General features: G+C 42.5%; 22 protein-coding genes. 1 reads left to right on the plus strand and 21 read right to left on the minus strand.

Features of this window, described 5'->3' with window-relative positions; translation table 11 throughout:
* Positions 1–11: 11 nt before the first annotated feature.
* The 15 genes from ASD40_RS30870 to ASD40_RS30940 form a co-directional block, all read right to left on the minus strand.
* Entirely contained in the window at positions 12–1112 is a 1101-nt protein-coding gene (locus ASD40_RS30870; RefSeq protein WP_057306940.1) for a GerAB/ArcD/ProY family transporter, read from the minus strand.
* Positions 1113–1123: 11 nt separating this feature from the next.
* Positions 1124–1357 (minus strand): hypothetical protein, encoded by a 234-nt coding sequence (locus tag ASD40_RS30875; RefSeq protein WP_057306941.1) that lies wholly within the window; start codon positions 1355–1357, stop codon positions 1124–1126.
* Positions 1358–1362: 5 nt separating this feature from the next.
* Positions 1363–2562: a Ger(x)C family spore germination protein gene (locus ASD40_RS30880; protein WP_057306942.1), complete on the minus strand. Its 1200-nt coding sequence runs from the start codon at positions 2560–2562 to the stop codon at positions 1363–1365.
* 21 nt (positions 2563–2583) lie between these two features.
* The gene (locus tag ASD40_RS30885; protein WP_057306943.1) at positions 2584–4191 is read right to left on the minus strand and encodes a spore germination protein; all 1608 of its coding nucleotides are present in this window, start codon (positions 4189–4191) and stop codon (positions 2584–2586) included.
* A gap of 163 nt (positions 4192–4354) precedes the next feature.
* Positions 4355–5143 (minus strand): ABC transporter permease, encoded by a 789-nt coding sequence (locus ASD40_RS30890; protein WP_057306944.1) that lies wholly within the window; start codon positions 5141–5143, stop codon positions 4355–4357.
* Between the two features lie 18 nt (positions 5144–5161).
* On the minus strand, positions 5162–5977 hold the full coding sequence (locus tag ASD40_RS30895; RefSeq protein ID WP_057306945.1) for an ABC transporter permease: 816 nt from the start codon (positions 5975–5977) through the stop codon (positions 5162–5164).
* A gap of 5 nt (positions 5978–5982) precedes the next feature.
* Entirely contained in the window at positions 5983–6978 is a 996-nt protein-coding gene (locus tag ASD40_RS30900) for an ABC transporter ATP-binding protein (RefSeq protein WP_057306946.1), read from the minus strand.
* Positions 6971–7399: a DUF309 domain-containing protein gene (locus ASD40_RS30905; RefSeq protein WP_057306947.1), complete on the minus strand. Its 429-nt coding sequence runs from the start codon at positions 7397–7399 to the stop codon at positions 6971–6973. The genes ASD40_RS30900 and ASD40_RS30905 overlap by 8 nt, the downstream gene beginning before the upstream one ends.
* 3 nt (positions 7400–7402) lie before the next feature.
* Positions 7403–8200 carry a GTP pyrophosphokinase gene (locus ASD40_RS30910; RefSeq protein WP_057306948.1) on the minus strand — a complete coding sequence of 266 codons (798 nt, stop codon included), beginning with the start codon at positions 8198–8200 and terminating at the stop codon, positions 7403–7405.
* 26 nt (positions 8201–8226) lie between these two features.
* Positions 8227–9324 (minus strand): quinone-dependent dihydroorotate dehydrogenase, encoded by a 1098-nt coding sequence (locus ASD40_RS30915; protein ID WP_057306949.1) that lies wholly within the window; start codon positions 9322–9324, stop codon positions 8227–8229.
* A gap of 155 nt (positions 9325–9479) precedes the next feature.
* Complete coding sequence (locus ASD40_RS30920) at positions 9480–10313, minus strand: PRD domain-containing protein (protein ID WP_057306950.1); 834 nt, start codon at positions 10311–10313, stop codon at positions 9480–9482.
* A gap of 17 nt (positions 10314–10330) precedes the next feature.
* Positions 10331–11779 carry a PTS transporter subunit EIIC gene (locus tag ASD40_RS30925; protein ID WP_063860284.1) on the minus strand — a complete coding sequence of 483 codons (1449 nt, stop codon included), beginning with the start codon at positions 11777–11779 and terminating at the stop codon, positions 10331–10333.
* A 141-nt stretch (positions 11780–11920) separates the two neighbouring features.
* Positions 11921–12760 carry a carbohydrate ABC transporter permease gene (locus ASD40_RS30930; protein WP_057306951.1) on the minus strand — a complete coding sequence of 280 codons (840 nt, stop codon included), beginning with the start codon at positions 12758–12760 and terminating at the stop codon, positions 11921–11923.
* Between the two features lie 42 nt (positions 12761–12802).
* Positions 12803–13708: a carbohydrate ABC transporter permease gene (locus tag ASD40_RS30935; protein ID WP_057306952.1), complete on the minus strand. Its 906-nt coding sequence runs from the start codon at positions 13706–13708 to the stop codon at positions 12803–12805.
* An 86-nt stretch (positions 13709–13794) separates the two neighbouring features.
* The gene (locus ASD40_RS30940; RefSeq protein WP_057306953.1) at positions 13795–15150 is read right to left on the minus strand and encodes an ABC transporter substrate-binding protein; all 1356 of its coding nucleotides are present in this window, start codon (positions 15148–15150) and stop codon (positions 13795–13797) included.
* A 368-nt stretch (positions 15151–15518) separates the two neighbouring features.
* Here ASD40_RS30940 and ASD40_RS39175 point away from each other — a divergent pair, with 368 nt between their 5' ends.
* Positions 15519–15653 carry a hypothetical protein gene (locus ASD40_RS39175; protein WP_268795937.1) on the plus strand — a complete coding sequence of 45 codons (135 nt, stop codon included), beginning with the start codon at positions 15519–15521 and terminating at the stop codon, positions 15651–15653.
* Between the two features lie 143 nt (positions 15654–15796).
* Here ASD40_RS39175 and ASD40_RS30945 read toward each other — a convergent pair whose 3' ends face one another.
* From ASD40_RS30945 to mobB, 6 genes are all read right to left on the minus strand, one after another.
* Complete coding sequence (locus ASD40_RS30945) at positions 15797–17353, minus strand: L,D-transpeptidase family protein (protein WP_057306954.1); 1557 nt, start codon at positions 17351–17353, stop codon at positions 15797–15799.
* 131 nt (positions 17354–17484) lie between these two features.
* Entirely contained in the window at positions 17485–19107 is a 1623-nt protein-coding gene (locus ASD40_RS30950; protein ID WP_057306955.1) for a stalk domain-containing protein, read from the minus strand.
* Between the two features lie 33 nt (positions 19108–19140).
* Positions 19141–20901, minus strand: coding sequence for a FecR family protein (locus ASD40_RS30955; RefSeq protein ID WP_057306956.1), 1761 nt, complete (start codon positions 20899–20901; stop codon positions 19141–19143).
* A 27-nt stretch (positions 20902–20928) separates the two neighbouring features.
* Positions 20929–22776, minus strand: a complete 1848-nt coding sequence (locus ASD40_RS30960; RefSeq protein WP_057306957.1) for an adenylate/guanylate cyclase domain-containing protein — start codon at positions 22774–22776, stop codon at positions 20929–20931.
* Positions 22777–22946: 170 nt separating this feature from the next.
* Positions 22947–23180 (minus strand): ferredoxin, encoded by a 234-nt coding sequence (locus ASD40_RS30965; protein WP_047686106.1) that lies wholly within the window; start codon positions 23178–23180, stop codon positions 22947–22949.
* A gap of 74 nt (positions 23181–23254) precedes the next feature.
* Positions 23255–23755 carry a molybdopterin-guanine dinucleotide biosynthesis protein B gene (gene mobB, locus ASD40_RS30970; protein WP_057306958.1) on the minus strand — a complete coding sequence of 167 codons (501 nt, stop codon included), beginning with the start codon at positions 23753–23755 and terminating at the stop codon, positions 23255–23257.
* Positions 23756–23761 lie beyond the last annotated feature (6 nt).

Raw genomic sequence — 23761 nt, forward strand, 5'->3', positions numbered from 1 at the left:
TGCTTTTTCTATTAACCTAATGGTTTGCGTTTTTTTCTAAAAATAGCCAAAATGAGTAATAACAGAGGGATGACAAGCCCGAATGTCCCCGAATAAAAGACCCATATTTTGCTCGCAAACTGAATGAAATAAGCCGCGTTAGGGTAAGCAATGACCGAAAGAACGATTAATATCATCCCCAAAGGCAAATAAAGCTGCCGAACATCTCTCAGATTAAATACTTCACCGAAAGTCATTGTAGCCGCATAGAAACATATGGAAAGCTTGAAGTAGATGGTAATAAACCAGATCCCTGCCATGAAGACCTCTAGACGTTCAAGGATGGAACCTATACTAATTTTTTTGGCTAAGCTATAGCTCGGATACATTTGAACGGCTGTCAAATTATCTCCTAATACGAGAATAGACAAGAGCGATATAATAATTAACAAACTTCCGCCAATGGAAACCCCAACAAGGAATGCCTTCCCCAGTTTTTTCGTATGCTTCACGAAAGGAATAATCATTAAGAATACAACAAGCTCCATGTAAGGAGTTCCGATAAGTGGAACCGCTGCACGTACGATAGGTTTCAATCCGTAGCCTAAAAGGGGTTTTAAACAATCAATTTGCATTTTGGAGGGGAGAAGAATACACATAAGGAAGAAAAAAATTAATACCCATGGCAGAAAAATTTCCGAAGTTCGAGTGAATGTCTCTATCCCATTTCGAATACCAAGAATGATAACGCCTAAGAAAAAGATTTGCGTGAATTGCAGAGGCGTATCCACTAATACTTGTGTTGAGATAAAATCCCCAAGATTGCGAAGAACGAGTGCCGCTAGAATGAAAAAAAAGCAAAAGTAAAGTAAGGAAACCGCTTTTCCCATCCACTTCCCCATAAGTTCCTCACTATAAGCAACCAATGTTTTTTGGGGGAAACGATTTCCAATTGCTTGATACAGCATAACTAGAAGTAACCCGACAAGTAGTCCCAGAATTGCGGCAATCCATGCATCCTGCTTAGCCTCATAAGCAAGTCCAGAGGGAGCTATGAGAATGGAGCTGCCAATTGTGAATAGGATAGTTAGGATGGTAAATTGATGGACGCCAATTTTACCTTTCTCGATCATTTCATACACCTCTACTTTAGGATACCAAAAACAATTTCGCTGACAGGTTTATAGAAATAGGTAATCAGGTCAAGTGGGTTAGGAAGTTTTACTCTAAGTCTTAACAGGATACTAAGAAGGGTTCCTATAAATAGAAGAGAAAAGAAAACCCAGCTTTCTAAGACTTGCTTTTTACGTATTAGAGCAGGGGCTTCAATTAGACCGATGATAGTAGCAATGATCACGTTCAAGAGAATTGTCACCATTCGAATCAGTCCTCCACTGAACGCTCAATAATTGAATTATTTGTTGTTCCCAAACCACGAATATGAACATCGGTGTCGATGTTCACTTTTATCTTGGCGAATTCGTTCTCCCAATCCGATTTTACTTTCAACCAGGTCTTGGGGGAGACATCTTCTATGGCTTCTCCAAAGCCGAAAATATCAGCTTTGTTCTGTTTAGCCTTTTTAATTGCAGAAGTCATAATTTTTTTTAGCGTAGTTTTGGAGATTTGTTCTAATTCGTGAATGGTGTTAGGATCCAACAAATCGATCTGGCAATGAACTTCACTTATATTTTCCTCCATGAATAAGTGTATGTTAATTTCAGGCTTGCCGTTTACAACATGACCTTTAACTTTAGTATTTGTTCGGATGACTTCAATCGATAATGTTTCACCTTGGGGACACTTGAGATGCCCCATCGTACTTTTAACGTTTCCCATGATGTAGTTAAATCCTTTACTTTCTTCTTCGTTAAGCCAGTCGACAAGCTTATCCTTCATAAATATAGCTATTCCTGAATACTCCAAATAAGAGGAAGGCGTAGTCTCTGATAAATTAGATTCCGACTTTCCTTTCTGCTTATCTCCTAGAATCCGAATCCCAGTCAGTACCGAATTTCTTGTAGGTTTACCAAGGTTGGATATAAATCGATCCAGCTCAACACTAACGGTTGGTGCCCACGCTTTTTCAGACGACTCTAGTGTTTTAAACATTTTATTAGCTGGAATTCTTTCTATTGGGGTCAAAATTTTAAGAACACTGGCTGCCGTCGTGTCTCTGGCAACAATGATATAGAAATCAGATCGAATTTCATGGTCTCTGGCGAGGCCATCCAAAACCTTGGAAACACCTTCACGTGCAAGCTCTTCACCAATTACGAGAATACGTAAATGAGAACCGAATATCTTCCGGGGAATCAATGTCGTCAACTTTCTTGCTGCTTCTAATGTTGAAACCCCCGTCGCTGAAAAGGTTGTAATTGCAGTACTATAGCCACTCCCTTTTTTAGCTGCAACTTCGCTTGGGTTCACAATCTGTGCTGTAACTAGATAATCTTTTCCACTTTTATCTAATCCTACACCAACCGTGATGGCCAGATCATTTAATTCATGTCGATCCCAACACCCGGAGAGCACGATGCCTACTAAGATAAGTGTACAAAGAATACGACCTAATCTTTTCATCAGGCAGAGCCCTCCTCCCTTTTACTTCCTTGTTGGTTTCGTTGTTGGGGTATTATTTTCCCGAATGTTATTTTTTTGACTAATGAAACGTGGTCTAGAGAATAGCCCCCATTGGGGGAATCTAAGAATGGTATCTTTCTGGTCATCAAGGACAAAAGGCGCCATAGGAGCCATATACGGCACCCCGAAGGAGCGCAAGCTGCATAAATGTTGGACCATCGCGATTAAACCAACGGTGATCCCGAATAAACCAAATGTTGCGGCAAAAATCATCAGAATAAACCGAATGATGCGGATTGGAATGCCCATGCTAAAAGCCGGGATTACAAAGTTGGAAATCGCTGTAATGGCAACGACAATTACCATTGCCGGTGAAACTAGCCCTGCATCCACAGCTCCCTGCCCAATAACCAAGGCACCTACGATAGATACAGCTTGGCCTACTGTTTTGGGTAGACGGACACCGGCTTCGCGCAAGATTTCAAAGGTAATTTCCATAAGAAGTGCCTCAACAAAAGCCGGAAATGGTATGCCTTCTCGCTGCGCGGCTAAGTTGAACAGGAGTGAGCTGGGCAATAGCTCTTGATGAAATGTTGTAATGGCGATGTAGAACGAAGGAGCCATCAATGAGATAAAGAAGCATATATATCGTAATATGCGGATAAGTGTGGCAAATTCAGCCCGTTGGTAATAATCTTCAGCGGATTGGAAAAATTGGGTGAACAGCGCTGGCGCCTCAAGCACAAAGGGGGTTCCATCTACCAGGATGGCAACACGACCCTCAAGCAATCCTGACGCGATAACATCGGGACGTTCTGTATTGTATAGTGTTGGAAACGGCGTGAAGGTTTCATCCTGTATAAGTTCCTCGATATTGCCGCTTTCCAGAATCCCATCAATATCAATTCGTGCAAGCCGGAGACGTATCTCTTCAACAATTTTGTTATTTACGATTCCATTTATGTACATAATGGACACTGTGGTTTGAGTGACTCTGCCAATCACCGTGGTTTCTAACCATAAATTGGGGCTCTTAATTCGTTTGCGAATGAGGGATATATTCGTGCCGATCGATTCCGTGAATCCATCACGAGGACCTCTTACTACGGATTGCGTTGATGGCTCTTCTACAGAACGCATATCTCCGCCAGCTGTATTCACTGAAAGTGCAAGTGCATAGCCATCGATTAAAATAACAGTCTCACCAGATAACATATTCTGGCACAATACTTGAAAATCTTCGATCGTTTTGACTTCCCCACAGGCATGAATGCTGTTCCTAATCAAATCTGGTGAATCATAGAAACCGGTATTTATGGCTTCGATGAGCTGAGTAGTTCCTGTAAATAGAGCATTCGTCACTTCTTGAAAAAATGATTTATTAACCAATTGATCTAAGTATACATAGCCAATCTTGTTGGTATTTTCGGCATCCAGGCATAACTCTCCGGTTACTATATCAGAGCTATGTCCAAAAATCGTTTTGATCTGAGCGAGGTTCAGTCCAATATCAAGATAAAGGCTTTGCTGCAAAATAGTCATTTCCATTGGCTCCCTCTCTTGTGAAAGGAGGAGAGTAGTTTTCTTTCTGTTAAATAGTTGATGTAGCGTTTTCGTCCAAGATTTCATCAGATCGCCACCACCAAATTCATAGGAATAACTATGTCTTATGGAAAAGTTTTCCCACTTCCCTTAATTTTATGTATGAAAGGCTGGGTAACTCATTCCACGCAAAAAAGAACTTCTTACACCGCAAGGTGGGAAGTCCTTTCTCTATTTTCGCCTCAAAAACTTAACTACTCGCACTGGTATAATGGCGTAAAGCGATCTTCCATAAAGCCCTCGTCAATCCGAAACAAACCATTGCAATCCCAACACTCCAAACGACTTGCCATCCACTGATTCGACCAATGAGCGCTGCAGCTGGGAATGTCGTTATGAAAGCAATCGGAAAAATATAGGTTAAGGTGAATCGTAATAATCCTTTATAGACCGAAACTGGAAACCGTGCCGTTTCAAAAAACGAACTAAATAAATAGGACAAGTTATCTACTTTAACAGCCCAGAACGAGAACATCATCATGCCCATCCAAAGCGAATAGACCACAACCAACGATGCAAGGAAAACAATGACAAAGCGTATAAGCCCCGCAATACTAGGAATAGCGTCCAGCTCCCAGAGTGCATAAGCCGTCAAGCCAAAGCCAAGAATAATATCGGCTAATCGCCAGAAAACTAGATGTCTAAAACTAATGAAAAATTGGCTGTCCACTGGTTTCGTCAGGATGAAATCCAATGTCCCTTTACGGATATGACTGACGAGACGAGACATATTCGGCTGTAGGATAAATTCAATAAAACCGTGTACCGCGTTAAAAATACCTAGAAGCACCAGCACCTCATAGAAACCCCAGCCGCCAATCTCCTGTGTTCGATAAAAGTATAATTGAACGGTCAAAATCGCCATGAATAGCCAAAATACCGTGGAAAGGAGATTTGCGGCAAAGTTAGCTCTATACTCGAACTCCTCGACTAAACATGCCCGCATAAACTCCCTAAATAGTCGTATGTATTTGATCACTGTCGCACCGCCCCTTCCTCATCCGCCTACAGCGCCGTACTTTTTCATCCCTTGTCGCCACATCAACCGAAACGTTACAAGAAGGACAATAAGCCAAATAAGCTGTATCCCAAAGTTATGAAGTATCGCAGATGATCCAAGCTTAAGCTTGCCAGTTAGCAGCTCAACTGGAAATCCGACGGTTCCATAAAAAGGCAGCCAGGCTGCCATTTTTTCAACCCAAGCAGGGAACATACTCAGCGGGGCTAAACGACCAGCAAGAAACAAATGAACACCCTCATATAAGCTATAAATCGCAGTCGCCCTATTCGTCCAAAAAGCCATCAGACCAAACTCGAAACCAATTAGAAAGCGGATTGCAGAGGATAGCACAATAGCGAAAAACGAGAGCACAATTATTTCCAAAGAAATAGTCACCCTGAGCATAGGGATAAACACAGCAGCTATCGCCCATGCGGGGATTAGCAAGATAGCGAAAAACAACTTATATACCAGGTTTTGCGAGATACTCCAGTGAACCGGATGTAAGGGACGTACAATCTTGGCGGAGAGCGACCCGTCCTGAATACTGGCATCCAGCTCCCACACATCCCACGTACTCGTTAATCGATCTACTAGAAGTACTCCCAGGAAATACACCATATAATCATGTGCGGTATACCCACCAATGGAATTCTTATCGCTTATCGAGAGCCAAACAGCCATACTGACCAAAGGTTGAATGAATGCTCCTATCATCCAAATGAGCGATTCACTCCGATAGGCAAACATTACAGCCCATTCAACTCGAAGCAGCATACGATATTTTTGCCAAAATAAAGCTAACGCCTTCATGGTCCTTAACTTCCCCCTTCGGTCCCCGCTTCAAAGGCTTGTGCGATCACCGATTCCATGGAAGGATCTTCAATGGTCAAATCCAATACCGTCAAATGGGTTAATAATCGGGCTGAAAGTTCAGAAACTTGCTCTCTCGGCACGTCTATTTCCACATTCGGAAACGCATAATGAAATAACGTCCCTAACCCTTGGGTTACTTCGATTAGCTCTGATTCCTTTACCCGCTCAGTCAATTGAAGACGAATACGCTTATTAGGCGCATACTTGTCAACCAGTTGGGATATAGCACCATCATATAGGAGTCGACCTTTTCCAATCACCAGCACTCGCTCACATAACGCCGTAACATCCGCCATATAGTGACTTGTCAGTAAGATTGTCGCCTTATATTTACGGCTGTAATCCTGAATGAATCGACGCATCACTTCTTGCATATTCACATCGAGGCCAATCGTCGGCTCATCTAGAAATACAATACGCGGGCGATGCAGCAGCGCCGCTGCCAGCTCACACTTCATCCGCTCCCCCAGTGAAAGCTGTCTAACCGGTTTACGGATGACTTCTTCCAACTGGAGCAGCTGCACCAAATCTCCTAAGGTTTCTTCATATTCCCGATCAGGTATCTCATAAATGACTTTATTAACGAGAAACGTTTCCGCTGCGGGAATGTCCCAGATAAGCTGACTTTTCTGTCCCATGACGAGCGAAATCTGCTTCTTAAATTCTTTTTTTTGCTGAAAAGGAACAAAACCGCCCACCTTCACTTCACCACCTGAAGGATGCAGCAGTCCAGTTAATACTTTCATCGTAGTCGTCTTGCCGGCCCCATTCGGACCAAGAAAAGCCACAATTTCACCTTCCGGTATGGAAAAGGAAACATCGTCTACGGCTTTAACGGTGCGGAACTTGCGGTGAAACAAGCTTTTCAAAGATGCCATGAATCCAGGCTCTCGCTCATGTACTTGATAATATTTGCTCAGCTGACGAACCTCAATCATGGCCTTCCTCCTCTTCATGTTGAGGTGGGTTAAGCTTCAATTGTGCAAGAAGTTCACCCAGTTCATCATCTAGAATATGAATGTTAAGGTCATAAGGAGCGAACGGTTCTTCCTCTATACGCAACAGCTTTGTTAAGTAATTTTGACTATCTCGAATCAATTTTTCCAAATCAATACCGAGCGAATGTGCAGGGTATGGTGCTAGCTTATCCAGTCCAGCGCTAAAGAGTTTGATGGAACCGCTTACGTTTCCATTGGCATGATGATAAAGGCCCACTGCAACCTGCAGTAGACCTTGGTATAAGGGGCTTCGGCCTTCCTCCAGCCAAAGCTCCTCCATCACTTCATGACATTCGAAATAATCTCGCTGATCATTGAAATAGTATAAGTAAGCCACATATAAACGATCGTAGGTACTCATAGATCAGTTATTATCTCCTTTTTTCGCTCTATTGATTGCAGCCTCAATATCGGACGAAAGATCACTCAACCCTTCTTCCGTCTCCCATATCTCGTTAAATCTCAGCTGAAATTGAGCGGCTTCCCGAACCCGATGATAGAAATAAAGTTCCTGAATGTTATTGAGTACGATATTTACCAAATTCGAGTTATCCTCAAACATCTTCTGAGACGCAACAATCTCACCACGAATGCTGGACATTTCCTGATCCAAGAGATAAGCAGCCTCGGCTGCTTTACTAAGACGGGCTCTAACCTCAACTGGTAACTGTTCTTTATATTTATAATTCAAAGAGTGCTCGATCGTCGCCCAGAAATTCATGGCGAGTGTCCGAATTTGCACCTCAGCTAATATTCGTTTCATTCCCAAAGCGGTTTGAACAGGATATTCAATAATAATATGAAAGCTTCGATAGCCACTCGGTTTCTTATTGGCAATATAATCTTTTTCGTAGACTACATTCATATCTTGTCTGCTGCGAATCAGCTCGGCCAAACGATCAATGTCTTCTACAAACTGACACATAATCCGAATCCCAGCGATATCCTCGATACCGGACTCTAATTGATCCATTGGAACACTCAAGCGTTTCGCTTTCTCCAGTACACTTGATATCTTTTTGACACGTCCTGTTACGAATTCAATAGGTGCATACTCTTCTCTGCTCTTGAGTTCGCCACGCAGTGTCTTGAATTTTACTTTTAGCTCCTCCACCGCTTGTTCATAAGGCAGGAGAAATTTCTTCCAATCTCGTCCATCCATTCTTTTATCCTCCATTCTGAATGAAGTCAGTGCTGATCTGCGCCGATTGCTTGGGAAATATGTGTATACCCATCTCTCCTCAGCAAATCTTGTAGGCCTTTATTCAAGCTAGTAAGCATTCCAGGTCCTTCATAAATAAAGCCTGTATACACTTCAACTAAGCTTGCTCCGGCCCGAATTTTGTCATAGGCATCTTGCGCAGTAAATATTCCCCCGGACCCAATGATCGGCAGCTTGCCTTCCGTCAGTTGATAGACACGTCTAATGACTTCTGTAGTTCGCTGTGTTAGTGGCTTTCCGCTAAGTCCGCCTGCTTGCTCGCGATTAGGGTGTACTAGCCCTTGTCTGCTGAGCGTAGTGTTCGTGGCGATAATCCCAGAAATACCGCTATCCTTAATCGTATGCACGGTTAATTCAAGCTCTTCATCCGTGAGATCCGGCGCAATTTTAACCAAAACAGGTTTTCCTGTTTGACCATTCTTCTTCTCTTGAAGCTGCATTTCCGTTGTAACTGCATCAAGCAGTCGCTTCAAATCATTCCCATGCTGTAAATTACGCAAATCCGGTGTATTTGGTGAGCTAATATTCACAACAAAGAAATCACCATATGTATATAACTCCCGAATGCAAGTTCGATAATCCTCTTCGGCCTGCTCATTCGGTGTCGTCTTATTTTTACCTATGTTAATAGCTACGGGTATGTCGCGTTTACCTGTCTTCATCAAGTTAGTAGCCATCACGTCTGTACCTACATTATTAAAGCCCATTCGGTTGATAAGCGCCTTGTCTTCCGGAAGACGAAATAGCCGCGGCAGCTCATTGCCCGGTTGTGGCTTTGGTGTAATTGTGCCTACTTCCATGAAACCAAAGCCTAGTTGTGAGAATCCCTTAACGGCCTTGGCATTTTTATCTAAACCAGCTGCCAGACCTATTGGATTTGCAAATTGCAGTCCCCATAATTGTTGGGCCAAGATTGGTGAATAGGGCACTCCATACATGGATTTGAGCAGTTGTTTCCCCCCTGGGAAGCTCACTACAGCACTTAGCCCGTCAATCGTAAGATGATGCGCCTTCTCCGGATCCATTCGGAACAAGATTGGTTTTCCTAACTTCTTATACAGCATGTCCTATGCACTCCGTTCTCTAATGACTCTAACAGTCAGTTTAGCTGACAACGTGCAAATATGCAATCCACATAAAGGCATTTCGTCTCTATTTCAAACAAAAAATCCCTGCTCCATGAAGGTTGCAAGGGAATCCAGATTAGCTATTTAATAGCCTATGCTTCTGTTCGTTGAAGCAGTCGTTCCAGATGCATCGTCAAGTAACCCGTTTCATCGTCAGGAACTTCTAATTGAAGAGAATCACTCAGCATGAGAGATAATACCTTCGCCTTCACATAGGTGTCTCCATACTCCTCTTTAATCTTTTCAAGCAGCGAGTTCTGGAGTGTCTTTTTTTGTTTGACCCGTTCAATGACACCTTTCAGGTGACTAATGAACCGCAGTGTTGAGAACGAATCATCGAAATTAAAGCCTAATTCTTTGGCAGATTCGATCGTCTGCGACACTACTCTAACTACCGTTAAGGAATCAGAAGCTTGCTCTTTTTTACGTGCGCCATTGAAATGCATGGCCAAGAAGGCAACTTCATCTTCCGGCAATTTCACATCCAAATGATCATTGAGGAAATCTACGGACTTCTTGGCTACTTTGTATTCCTCAGGATACATATACCCAATTTCATAAGCGAATGGATTCGTGATGAAAATACCCCGCTTTTGTCGTTCGACAGCAAAGTTAATATGATCGACCAACGAGGCGTGAATCGTTTCGGAGAAGTCGCCTTCCAGCATGCTTTGTGCATACGCGATGACTTCCTCCGTAATCCCGATAATTTTCAAATCAACCGCATTCAGAATTTGTTCGTAATTTTTAAGAACTTCGGATGTATGCAGAAGAAATTCTTGTGTGATCTCACCTTCGCTAATGAGCATTCCTGGCGTTTTTTTGAATCCAATTCCTTTTCCAAAAGCAATGGAATTTTTCCCTGATGTCAAATGTGCCATCACCACATTATGGGACAGTACATGAATGATCGTCCGTTCAATCATAAGACACCTCCGCGTTCTTAGGCTTGTCCTGATTTGTCTTTTTGCAGGTGAAGCATGGGTTTAATACTTTCTCGAATTTGCTCCGATTCCGTGCCAAAAACAATGTGCACGTTTCCTTTGCCAAGTCTGATAACTCCAATAGCGCCAAGGTCTTTAAGCTCGCTGTCCATGATTAAATTTTCTTCATTCACTAAGAGCCGTAGTCGTGTAATGCAAGCATCGATCGAGATAATGTTAGAAGGTCCGCCAATATGCCTTAGAATGCTGGTAGGACGGTCTTCTATCTTTTTTTCGATGATCTCTTGGGCATCCTCTGTTTCAAGCTTAGCAGCTTCGTCCTGAGCGGGCACTTTGAAGGGAAAGAAATGAAGATAGGTCCGAAATACGACATAATAAAGGAAGAAGTACCCTACCCCAATAAGGATAATCCAATAAGGATTCGTAGATTGATGCCAGCTGAGAACGAGATCAATAAATCCGGCTGAGAAGCCGAATCCCATTTTCACCTGAAGCATATTCATGATTACCATGGAAAAGCCAGTTAAGACGGCATGTATCAGATATAAGCCTGGTGCTAAGAACATAAAAGCAAACTCAATTGGCTCTGTTATACCTGTAAGGAAGCTGGTTAATGCAGCACTGAGCATCACAGGAACAACAAACTGACGGTTAGAAGACGAGCTTCTGATTAATGCTAAGGCCGCAGCAGGAAGCCCAAACATAATAACGGGGTAATAACCTGTCGTGAATAGTCCTGCTTCTGGATCTCCAGCAAAAAATCGTGAGATATCGCCATGCAGCATTTTACCAGTAGGTGTGACATAATCTCCGATTTGAAACCAAGCTATATTATTAATAATATGATGCAAACCCGTAGGGATTAGAAGCCTGTTCATCATTCCGTAGATAAATACGCCAATGTTTCCATTGTCAACGATCCATAACCCGATTACACTTATGCCCCTTTGAACGGGAGGCCAGATGAATCCCATCAACACCCCTAGGAAAACCATAACCAGAGATGTGATTAACGGAACGAATCGCTTGCCTCCGAAAAACCCGAGCGCTTTGGGCAGCCGGGTATTTTGGAACCTGTTAAAGAACGTCGCAGATAGCATGCCAACGAGCATACCGCCTAGAACACCCATATCCAGCCGTTCCACAGAGTCGGTCCCCACTTGAAAATGCTTCAAGACATTGTCAAACACTAAATAGCCAACCGCAGCAGCAAGTGCCGCAATCCCATCCCCGGACGTAAGTCCAATGGCTATACCAATTGCAAATATGAATGGCAAATTATCAAAAATCGCACTTCCGCCTAACTCAAAAATCTGAGCCACCTGCATAAGAAATGGATCACTAAACGTCATTTTCCCAATACGAAGAAGAATGGATGCCGCCGGCAGCACCGCAATCGGAATCATCAATGAACGTCCTATTTTCTGCAATATATACATAGCTCTCATGTCGTGTTCCCCTATAAAAGCCTACAAGTTTGGCCGTTTCTTGTTTGCTCTTCCTATCCCAATTATAGTAGAAAGAACACCCTCCCGAAAGGATAAAATCCTCTAGGATAAGGTGTTTTTTCTATGCAACCAATTATACAGTTATTTCACGGCACCTGCAGTAATTCCACTTGCAATTTGACGTTGAAAGATCATATACACAATCAACGTGGGAAGTGTCGTTATAAGCAGGCCTGCGAACAAAGGTCCCCACTCAACTCTATACTGCATTTCTGCCTGCATAACAGCAAGACCGATTGGAAGCGTGTACTTGGTTGGTTCATTGGTCAAGACAACCCCTAGGAAGTACTCGTTCCAGTTATTCAGCATGTTTGTAATCATCACCGTGATTAGACCCGGTTGAGACAATGGCAGCATAACACGGAAGAACGTACCGTAATGGGAGGTCCCGTCAATAATTGCCGCTTCTTCAATTTCTTTTGGCAGCGATTTGTAAAACCCTACAAGCAAGAAAATTCCAAAAGGAAGATTAAGTGCTGCATAGACCAGAATTAATCCTAACCACGTATTGATTAAGTGCAAATCATTCAATAAGAAGAACAACGGAATCAGTGCTAGCGCGAACGGTATCATCATGGACGAGACGTAGATTGTTAAGAGGATTTTGTTCCCTTTAAAATCATACCTAGCCAGGATATAAGCTGTCATCGCAGCAAGTATCATACCCAAAAGGGTACTTCCTACCGTCACAATAATGGAGTTCATGAAATAGGTGCTAAAATTATATTTACTCCAAACATAGGAGAAGTTTGTCCAAAGCAGCGGGAATTTAGGCAATGCCCATGGGGCATTTAAGAAAAATTGCTCATTATTTTTTAGCGCATCAAGCAGTGTCCAAATCAATGGATACAGGACGGCGACGCTCCAAATAAGAAGAATGATCCAGACAAACATTTTCACTAACGGGTTTTTGACGACCATACGATGGTTCCCCCTCCTTCAGTATCATTTTCTATGATGACCTTAATGCATTTCGATAGTTTCTTGGCGCATAATACGCTGCAGAACAAGGGTAGTAATCAGTGAAACGATTAGGATCATGACACCAATGGCTGCTCCATAACCGAAATGATATTGTTGAAAAGCCATCCGATACAGATAAGATCCCATAACTTGGGTCGTATTATCAGGCTGTCCGCCGTTTGTCATTAATTGAACAATGACGAATGATCCATTGAGAGTCGTAATGACAATGTTTACAATGGAAACCTTAATTTGCTCCCAGATGAGCGGCATGGTAATGTGGCGGAATTGCGACCATTGACCAGCTCCGTCTATATTAGCTGCCTCATAGTAGGAAGCAGGAATATTCACGATTGCAGCAATCATCAAGATCATATAGAAGCCGATACCAGCCCATATCGTTGGGGGTAATAGCATCCAGATCGTATGCTGTGGAAATCCTAACCAAGTAATATCGACTTTATTTCCTGTGAATAGTGACAAGAACGCATTCAGGAATCCAATTTGCGGATTGTAGATGAAGTTCCAGAGCACACCGATAACAACAACGGAGATCACATTCGGGATAAAGAATATTGCGCGGAAGAAGCCAGAGCCTCTTAGCTTGAAACGAGTTAAAGCAACAGCAAAGAACGTCGCCAGAATCATAATGCCAATGACCTTACCAACTACTAAAAAATAATCATTCCCGATGGCTCTAAGTACAATAGGATCCTTAAATAATTCGACGAAATTATCAAACCCAATAAACGTGCTATTCTCTGACATTCCTGACCAATCATAGAATGACTTCTGCAAAGCTTGTATAACAGGGTAGATCGTAAACACACAGAAGAAAAGAAAAGTCGGAATGATGAATGAAGCGATGAACAAATTCCGTTTCCACATTTTCGAGTTGGTCTTCATTCTATCCTCACCGTCCTATCATTAAAATGGCGGAGAACTCCTAAGGCTAATGCCTCGCTAGTTCTCCGCACTGCTTCATTCAGTTCCTATTTCTTTTGTTTCGCTACGACATCAGATACACGTTTAACCCACTCTTCAGGAGTAATTGTACCAATCGTCAATGCCACTGTTGCATCTTGCATCGCTTTGTCAACGTCAGCCGCAAAGGAGACTGTTGGCACTACAACTGTTTCAGGAGATGACAAGAATTTCGCCGCATCTTTAACAAAGTTAGGTGCTTTGGAGGAGGAGATGTCACCTTTTACGTTGGAAGGAGCGCCGCTCAACTCAGCCCATTGGGAAGCTTGTGTTTTAGAGAATACGAATTGCATAAACGCTTTTGCTGCATCTTTGTTTTTCGCTTTTTTCGCAACTGCAAACGTAGAAGTCGAAGTATTAGCTACAACTTTTCCACCTTTATCTTGTGTGATGGATGGAATGAATCCGAAATCAAAGGAAGCAGGAACGTCTTTGGCCATTTCGTTTGGCAGCCATAGACCGTTCGGGATAAAAGCATCCTTGTGCTGCAGGAACAAGGATTGGGAATCCGTGTGGTTGATTTGTACGGATGCTTTGTCGATGTAACCTTTGTCACGAAGCTGAACGATTTTATTAAGACCTTTAAGGATAGCTGGGTTTTTCCAAGCTTCTAGATTATTTGTAGACATGTCTTGCAGCAATTTGTAGTCATTATTGTTAGCAGATACGATAGCTGGAAGCAACACGCCACCGTTGATGTAATAAGGGTATTTACCTGTGTGGATGAAAGGATTAATGCCAGCACCTTTAATTTTCTCACTTACCGCTAAGAATTCTTCGAAATCTTTTGGCTCAGCCCAACCTTTATCTTTGAACAGGGCTTTATCGTAGAAAATACCCCATGAGCTCATTACGAAAGGAACGTTGTAGATTTTACCATCGAACTCTTGTGGCTTTTGAGCAAGCAAATCAATGATTTTCTCGCCGTCAACGTTTTTAGCATCTTTGATCCAATCCGTCAAATCTTCAAGCTGTCCGTCTGTAACCATTTGGCGATCGAACAATTCAGGTCCATCGATATATACGAAATCAGGTGGGTTTCCAGCGATCCAACGGGGTTTCATTTGTTCGTTGATTTTTGGTCCCGCACTTTCTTTAATTTTCAGATCAGGGTTTGCTGCTTGGAAATCAGCAATAACTTTTTTCCACCATTTGTCGCCATAACCGCCAACAAAGTACTGGATTTCAAAATCACCGGTTAATTTTTTGGGACCAGCAGCTGTTGGGGCCGCTGAAGCAGCTGTAGTCGGCGCCGCCGATGCAGCTGGTTTTGTTGTTTCGACTGGTGTAGATTTACCACAGCCTGCCGCTACAAGTACCATGGACGCAGCTAAACCCATTGTTGACCATTTTTTCATATTCATGTGTTCATCTTCTCCCTTTTTTAATAAGTCTGATGGTTATTTATGAAGTAGCGTATTCCTAACTTTAACTTTCCTTGTAGTTTGCGCTACCAACTCCCTTCAGGGTTATCATTTTGGCAAAAATAAAAAGGGCATAGTTATAGAAGAAGACTTACATTCTTCAATAACTAATGCCCTTACGGTAACATGTTATTAAAACTGACATATTCAATTATATTCGGCGTTTCGTGTGATTAAATCTTACAATAAAATGACATGGTCGTCAATACTTGATTTTAAAATCATTTTTACATTCATATTCTATGAACGACCCTACTTATGCTATGATAGAACCATATTCATTAATCCCCAAGGAAAAGGTGATTCCTATGTCCAAACGTAAACCGATCATGTCCAATCGTAGAGCCAAAGAAGAAATCAATAAGAAAGCGATCATTTGGACAGGATCCATTTTGCTTGTTGTCATCATTGTTATGACATTACTGATCATTTTGGACAAATGATTAGGAAAGAAGTGATTGAAATCATCACATTTTGAATTGTAATCGCTTTCTACATCGTTGTCAAGGGTAAAACTTGGAACGCTAGTACATCATGACAAAACCGTCTGAAGCATATTCAGGCGGTTTTTGTCATGTTCCATGGGTTAATCAAGCCATTTATATTTCTTACTAGGGTTGCTGTCATTAGTCTGTAATGGAAGACCAAAAGATTGATCTGGCTTCCCTCCCCCAGCTCCGAGTCCCGGACTTCCGCCGCCATTACCATTTCCACCATCTGAATTTGAAGGAGGTGGTAATACCCCTTTACCAATCGTCACTTTCGTTTCATGAGTTACCATGTTATAAAGCTCTTCAATGTCCGCTTGCTGCATGCGAACGCAGCCATGTGACTCATCTTTCCCGATGCTGGAGGGCTTATTCGTACCATGAATCGCATAAAGTGTATCCGACAAAGTCATTCCTCGACTGCCAAACTCCCCATTTGATTTGCCATTCGGATTGCGCACCTTTTCACTAATGAAGAACTCCCCCTGCGGCGTCTTCTCGCCTCCTAAGCCAACTGGATAGCTTCGGATGATGAAATCTCCACTAACGAGAGCCAAACGATGCTTATCGGTATCAATTACAATCCTAAGCGGTTCCAGCAGTGGGTCTGTGGAAGCTTTCGGTTGCAAACTCGATGGCGAAGCCTGTTCTTTGAGCTCTCGTTTCGGCTGCTCGTTTTTATCTACCGTTTGTAACGAATCCTGACCTTTCCCCGTTTTTGCGCTTTCAATTACCTTACTTACAGCTTGAGGGAAGACCTCCTGCATTTCGGGAGAGAGTCCCGGCAAGAGATTATCTGGGTAAGGTTTCGTAAGCTGTTCGGGTTTCTCTGGCGGCGTTCCCGTCTTTTTTTGGTAGGCCTGGATTGCACTTTGTAAGACAATAGCTTGCTCACGTTCATGCATCCAATTATCTATGACAGGAACAAGCGCAGAGCTATCTGCGACCTGACAGGAACAAGTCTGAGACTGGTAATACTTTAATGCCGCTGAACCCTCGCCTCCACCTTTATTCTCAACGCTGATCAAAGGCTTCACCGACCTATTCCACTCGTTCCATTTACCATCCGAACTTTGAGGAACTCCCATGATGACAGATTCCCCGGCACCAGATCCTGAGGAAGACAGTACTTGTTGAAGCTTATTGCCCCAATCACCATTAGAGAAATAGAGTTTTAATCCAGAAGTCCCTTCCTGTTTAGGGGTTGCAGGTGCATTAACTGCCGCTGGAGCAGCAGCAGCAGCAGCAGTCTCATCCGGGATGTTCCCCGTATCGTTCTTCGCTAAATCCATTGCAGCGGGAACAGCTAGCAGGAGTAGAATGACCATTAACGGCATCCATTTCCCTTTACCACTGGGCTTGCTTTTAACAGATGTCACAGTACCTTTATGTAAGGCTGAAGCAGGTGAAATAGGTAGAGGACCTTCTATTGTTATTTTCTGGCGTTCGAAAGCCTCATAGATCTCCCCAGACTGCGCGAAACAATACGCTGCCTTGCCTTCCTTTCCTTGTGCTGCGTATTCCCTGCCTAATAAGTACCAGGCCATTTTATGATCAGGATGTTCTTTCACATATTTTTTGAGATAAAGAGGATCTTCGATCGGATTATGTTGGAAAAATCGTTCCAACTGATCAATGCGATTCTTGTCCTTCAATCTAGAAAACCTCCTATCGACAACTTTGTAACTCTCCTTCATTTATCGGCAAAATTTACTTAGAGATGAAGTCATGAAAAAAAAGAGCCTAGACAAGGGTTTCCCCTTGCCAAGCTCATCATCCGGATTGCTTATTTCAAATAGGATTTCGTACGTAAAATGGCTGTTTGGTGAGCGGCATCCCATTGGACATCCAAGCCGATTTGCTCTGCGAAGAAACGCACCGGCACATAAGTACGGTCTTGTTTCACATAAGGAGAAGCATCCGTCACTTGTTTGATGTCTGATTGACCCGCTTGCTTACGTACAACGCCTGTCTCACCAATCGTTAGCTCAACTGTAACATCACCTTTGATAAGCTGAACGACTGATTTCCCAGCTAACTCAACATATTTGACTTCATAGCCAAATGTTTCACTTTTGGCACGAACTGGAACCATCGTACGTCCACCCTGAATCTCAGGCTTTGCATCGAATGAAATCACTTTATTATCATTTACCACTTTTACTTCGTTATTGTTTGCTAGATCTCCCGGCAAATGGTAAGGAGCTACTCTACGAATTTTGTTATTAGAGGAGTCTGCTACCACAATATTACCTTGCGCGGTTACTAGAACGTCGCTCGGATTGTAAAACTCAGCTGCTTGTTCTACGCCGTCCGTTTCACCAGTTTGGACCGTCCCCGCAATCGTTGAAACCTTACCATTCAGTAAATAACGAATCACATGATTCAAACTATCTGAGATTAAAACCCCGCCTTCGGAAGTAACTGCAAGCCCTTTAGGGAAGTCAAACTTCGCCTTAAGCGCGTCTCCATCAGCAAAGTCCCCACCTGCATATAACTCGTTTTTATCATAAATCGTATGATTGCTTAATTCGGGTGTCGATCCAGCCACCGTAGTCACAGTCCCTGCTTGGAGGTCGATATAACGTATACGTTGGTTGCCTGTGTCACTTACAAACAAATTGCCTTTGCTATCTAAAACCAATCCAGTAGGTTCATTGAACTTCGCCGTGGCTAAGCTGCCGTCTTGAAATTCACCAGCGAAAGAAGCTTCCCCTGGACGGACTTGAATAGCTCGAGTCGCAGCCGCATTCAAAGTAGAAACACTGCCGTCGACTGCTATTTTACGGATAACATGATTGAGCGAATCTGCGACATACAGGGTTCCATCCGCAGCTACCGCAACATCACTTGGGTGATTAAATTTTGCCTCAGCACCTTTTCCATCTTTATTGCCAGGAACGCCATTTCCAGCCAACGTGGAAACTTGTCCATTCGTATCCACTTTCCGAATTGCATTATTAGCTGAATCAGCTACATACACATTCCCTTTGGCATCTACAGTTAACCCTGTCGGCTCATTGAAAAAGGATTCTGATGATTTCCCATCAACTAGACCTCCTGTTGGAAAGCCCTGATTATTCTTCGTCACAACAACTTCTGGGCCTGCAAAAGTGGTTACTTTTCCATCCGAAATTTTACGAATGAGATGATTCCGTGTATCCGCGACAAGAATACTGCCATCTGAAAGTTGAACAACACTGCCCGGAGCACGGAATGCCGCACTTAGCGCATCCCCGTTCTTATCTTCAAAATCACCGATCCCCGCGAAGGTCGACACGTCTGATAGGATCTGTCCATTGCTGGATAACAGAGCATCCGTTGACAATCCTGCCGCCCATGTGGATGAACCTCCCAATAAGGTTGCGGCCACTAGGGATGAAACGAGTATATGTTTTAAGGGTTTCATTGGTTTCTCCTTTTACTTTTTTACGTGTGTGTATTAAACTCCAGGAATGTTAATCGTAATGTTTGCTGGTAAGGGTACTTCAACACTCTGAACGGAAGCACCATTCTTACGAACAATGACAATTTTGCCAACCTGTATCGTATGTGAACCATATCCATGCAAAGGAATCGTAACTAGTTTTTTAGCACTTGTAATCTCTATATTTCCTGATGTGCTTCCAAAATTGGTTACCGCATAGACGAGTTCTTTTTGATTTGAACCTTGATATTCTTTAACATGATCGGCGCTATTCGCTGACTCGAAGATACTTCCATTTATAACAGGTACATTGGAATTGTAGGAAGTATTTTCGCTATAAAGAAGATGAACTTCTACGCCGTAAATATCTTTTTCTTGAGCTTTAACAAAATCACTTAAGTTAATATCCAAATTAAACTCACCCATCGTACTATTTGGGATCACACTTGCAGCCAAACTAACTTTTGGTGTTAGAACTGGAGGTGAATCTGTATCTCCTGAATTCCCAGAGTTCCCTCCAGACCCAGGTACTGAAGCATTCGTCCCATTCTGCTTATCATATTGTGCTTCAGCTTCTGCTTTAGCCTTCTCCTCCGCTGCTTTCTTCTCTTCTAGAATCTTTTTCTTTTGGTCTTCCAAAGCCTTAAGCGCTGATGCCAGCTTATTTTTGAGCTCTTCCTGCTTCTTCGCTTCTTCCTGTTGCTTTTTGAGCTTTTCTGCTTCAAGCTTTTGAAGCATTTCTTTCTTTATTTTTTCTTTTTCTGCATCGACACCTGCCGTTTTATCTAATTCTTTCACATTGTTTAAATCTAATTTTCTTTCTTGTTTATCGATTTTTGCATTTGCTTGTTCAATGATTTTATTCAAAGACTCTTTATCAACCTTATTTTCCGCGAGAGCCTTCTTGGCAATATTACCTATTAAGTTATCTAAGTTTTGTTTCACTTTATCTAATTCAGCCTGATCCTTCACAGATAAGGAAGTCTTATCATCTACGAGTTTGCCATCTTCGATTTCTTTCTTTTTCTTAGCAATAAACTCATCATTTTCTTTATCAATTTCGGCTTTGTTCAGGATAATCTCTTTAATGATTTCCGGTGAAGCATCCTTTATAAAATCATTTAAATCAAGGAAATCTACTTTAAGAGACAGATCATCCGTCTCATCCCTAGCATCCAAAGAAATTTGTTGCGTCGGATACAAGTATGTAATAGTAGTCTTTTGAGTGGAGTCAGCTCCATTCGTTACCGTCGATGCGGAGACTTTCCCTGCTCCAACCGCCATCTTAATTGCGCCTGTTTTCGGATCAACAGTAACAAAGAACTGCGTTCCACGAACACCCATAACAGCTGTCGGCGTCTCAACTTCAAATTCATCATCTGATCCAGCTAATGACTTCACCTTGACCCACATGGAACCGGCCCATACTTTAAGCTTGGATTTCTTATTTCCATTTGCGGTATTTAGGTCTGACACGTTAATCTCAGCATTTTCGCCTAAAGTTACGTCTGCATCCCCATTGCTTAGATTAAGGGTAACAGATGAGCTAGCTCCTGTGTAAACCGTATCGCCTTGATTTAAACTCATACTTTCATAGGCATCATACGATTTGGAGCCTCCGCCTTTCTTAATTGTTACATCCCCGGATAATGAAGCAATGACAGCTACCCGAACGGTTTTTGCGTCCACAGGTTTTATAAGCACCGCTGATACCAAACTAAACACTAAACAAAAACTTAAGAATAATGCCACAAATGATTTCTTAGTTACTCCCACACCGAATTCCTCCTCAGCATTCATTTATTAGAGATTCCCGATAACTTCATATACCGCCACGGGCTTTTCTTTTCCTTTTACTTTAATTTCACCGATGGATTCTATCTCAAAAAGGTCCTTGACCCTCGCAAAGGTCTGCTCACTGATTAGAATTTGACCTGGTTTCGCGTTCGCTTCTAATCTTGCTGACAAGTTAACCGTATCACCGATAGCTGTATAATCAAGCCTTAGATCTTCAGAACCAATGTTTCCAACAACCGCAGGTCCACTGTTAATACCCAGACCGAACTTCACTCCGATTCCATACTTCTCAATCAATCTCTGTTCAAGAACTGTGGCCTGTGACTTCATCTCAATAGCAGCTCGCACGGCCATCTCCGGGTGATTATCATATTCAATCGGTGCGCCGAACATTGCCATGACACCATCACCAATAAATTTGTCGAGCGTCCCGTTAAATTTGAAAATAGCTTTCGTACACACATCCAAATACTCATTTAATACTTGAATAACTTGCTCTGGCTCAAGTCGTTCGGACATGGGGGTAAACCCGCGAATATCTACGAAAATAAGCGAGATATCTTTACGACTGCCGCCAAGCTTAACATCTTCACCTGATTGCAGCAGCTCGTCTACAACCGTTTTGGAAACGAACCTTCCGAAGATACCGGTTACGCGGTTTCGCTCCTTCCGCTCTTCTAGGTAATGACTCACCAACGACCAAATATAGATCGTAACCAGAGCAAATTGCGGGTATACAAGAGGAGCAAAAGTTGATCCAGCAATGTAGAAGGTTAACCATACGCCGCCATAAATCACGAACATTCCCAGGAAAATAAATAGGGCTGTTTTGCCTTTATATCTATGAAATAAGAAAATGGCAAGCAAAGAAATAAGTAAGATAATACCTACGCCAAAAGGCTTATTTGTATCTTTATAAAACTTGCTTTCTAATAAAGTTTGAATCATATTCGCATGTATTTCGATCCCAAACATCTTAACAGAGCTGATTGGTGTTGGATATTCATCCTGCATGGCCGTTACGAAAGGTCCCACCAACACTATGCTGCCTTGCAAGGGCAAGGGATTTTTACTATTAATAACATCAATGAAAGAGAGTGATTCATAACCTGTTGTAGCATCTACTTTCTGCCTCGGCAGTGTGAAAAACTCAGTAGTAACTTGATTTCTTTCGTTAGTCGGCATTACGATATTGCCGCGTTTCCATTGTCCGGTTGCTTCATCTCGCTTCACTTTGTCCTTATCATCCAGAACTAGATTGGCAAGCGCAACGCTGAACGCAGGTATGTATACTCCATTCTCATCAGGCAGCCCAACTGGCAGTTTCCGAGCCTTACCATCCTTATCGACAAACACATTAATATGTGCCATTTGCTGCCTACTGGTTGTTAGTGTTGGAGTGGGGTAGTCGATTTTCTCAGGCACAAGATCGCCTGCTTGCTCTTGCTTGGAGGGATAGTTAATTTGGACGGGCATAATGACATTATGATACTTGGCCAGAACATCAGCCAAAGCTTTATCGTCAGCGGGGTTTTTCGAAGGTTCAGCTAGCACGACGTCGATACCAATTGCTGCTGCGCCTGACTGCTCTAGTTTCTCTATCAATTGCGCATAGGTAGTTCGATCCCAAGGAAATTTCCCGATGGCTTTAAGTGATTTCTCATCAATCTTAACAATTTTGATGCGATCCTCTGGCTGACGTTCATCCACAGATTTGGCTTTCCGCAAAACATCTTGGAGGGGCCCCTCAACAAAATAAAACAATCCGCTAGAGTTAACCGTGTAGAAATATGTCGAAAATAACATCAACAAAAGTCCTACCGTTAAAGTTTGAATCCATTTCTTCTTACCCATAAGATCCTCCCAATGTTTACTAGCTTCATTGTAAGATGGCACGTAGAAAATGGCAATAAATAGTTACACGTAAATACAATTTATATCAAAAAAAGAGCTCAATCCCTTTACAGGAACTGAGCTCTTTCGACATTCTGCGAATCACTTCACAAAATTATGTTTTATACTGATTAGCTAAAAGGTGTATCCGCTACTTTAATGGAATCCGTCGGGCAGCCATCTTGTGCATCCTGTAGATCATCAAACAGATCTTCTGGGATTTCAGTTACCCCTTTGTTGCCGTCTCCATCAAAAATCACTTCAGCCAAACCTTCATCATCGTAATCATAGATGTCTGGAGCTGTAGCTCCGCAAGCGCCACAAGCGATGCAAGTATCTTTATCAACAAATGTATACTTTGCCATGATTTCTAACTCCTCCTCAAATTATCCTCAATGTAAAATATAATATAAATACGGACAAAGTTCAAACCTTAAAATTAATTGCTCTCAAAATATTGTTCAATATAGTCAGCTATACCAGGGATATTATTCAAATCAAAGGAAGGAAAACCTCCAAAATGAAAGGTGAAATCGTTCATATCTGTTGCAATAGCAATGGGCTCAGGCTCAATAACTTGAATAATTTCACTTTGCTCTAGTGTACGGAAGACAGCAATCTTTGGATGCTTTTCCTTCTTGAAGCCTTCGATAAAAACATAGTCTAGATGTGCATACGCACTTAACTGTTCTTCTAGACTTGGCTTTAGCTTCTTCTCGAACACATGAATCCCATCTGGCGATAGGGTTACAACGGCTTCTGCACCCGACTCTACAAAAGTTGTGGAGTCCGTCCCTGCTGCTTCTTTATAATGTCCATGCGCATCATGTTTCATTACGGCTATCCGATAGCCGCGCTGCTTCATCTCTACGATTAACTTAGCCACTAACGTTGTTTTTCCGCTGTTCGAATAACCTGCAAAGCCAATACAATGCGCCATCCTTTG

It is taken from the genome of Paenibacillus sp. Root444D2 (assembly GCF_001426375.1).
Lineage (GTDB): Bacteria > Bacillota > Bacilli > Paenibacillales > NBRC-103111 > Paenibacillus_E.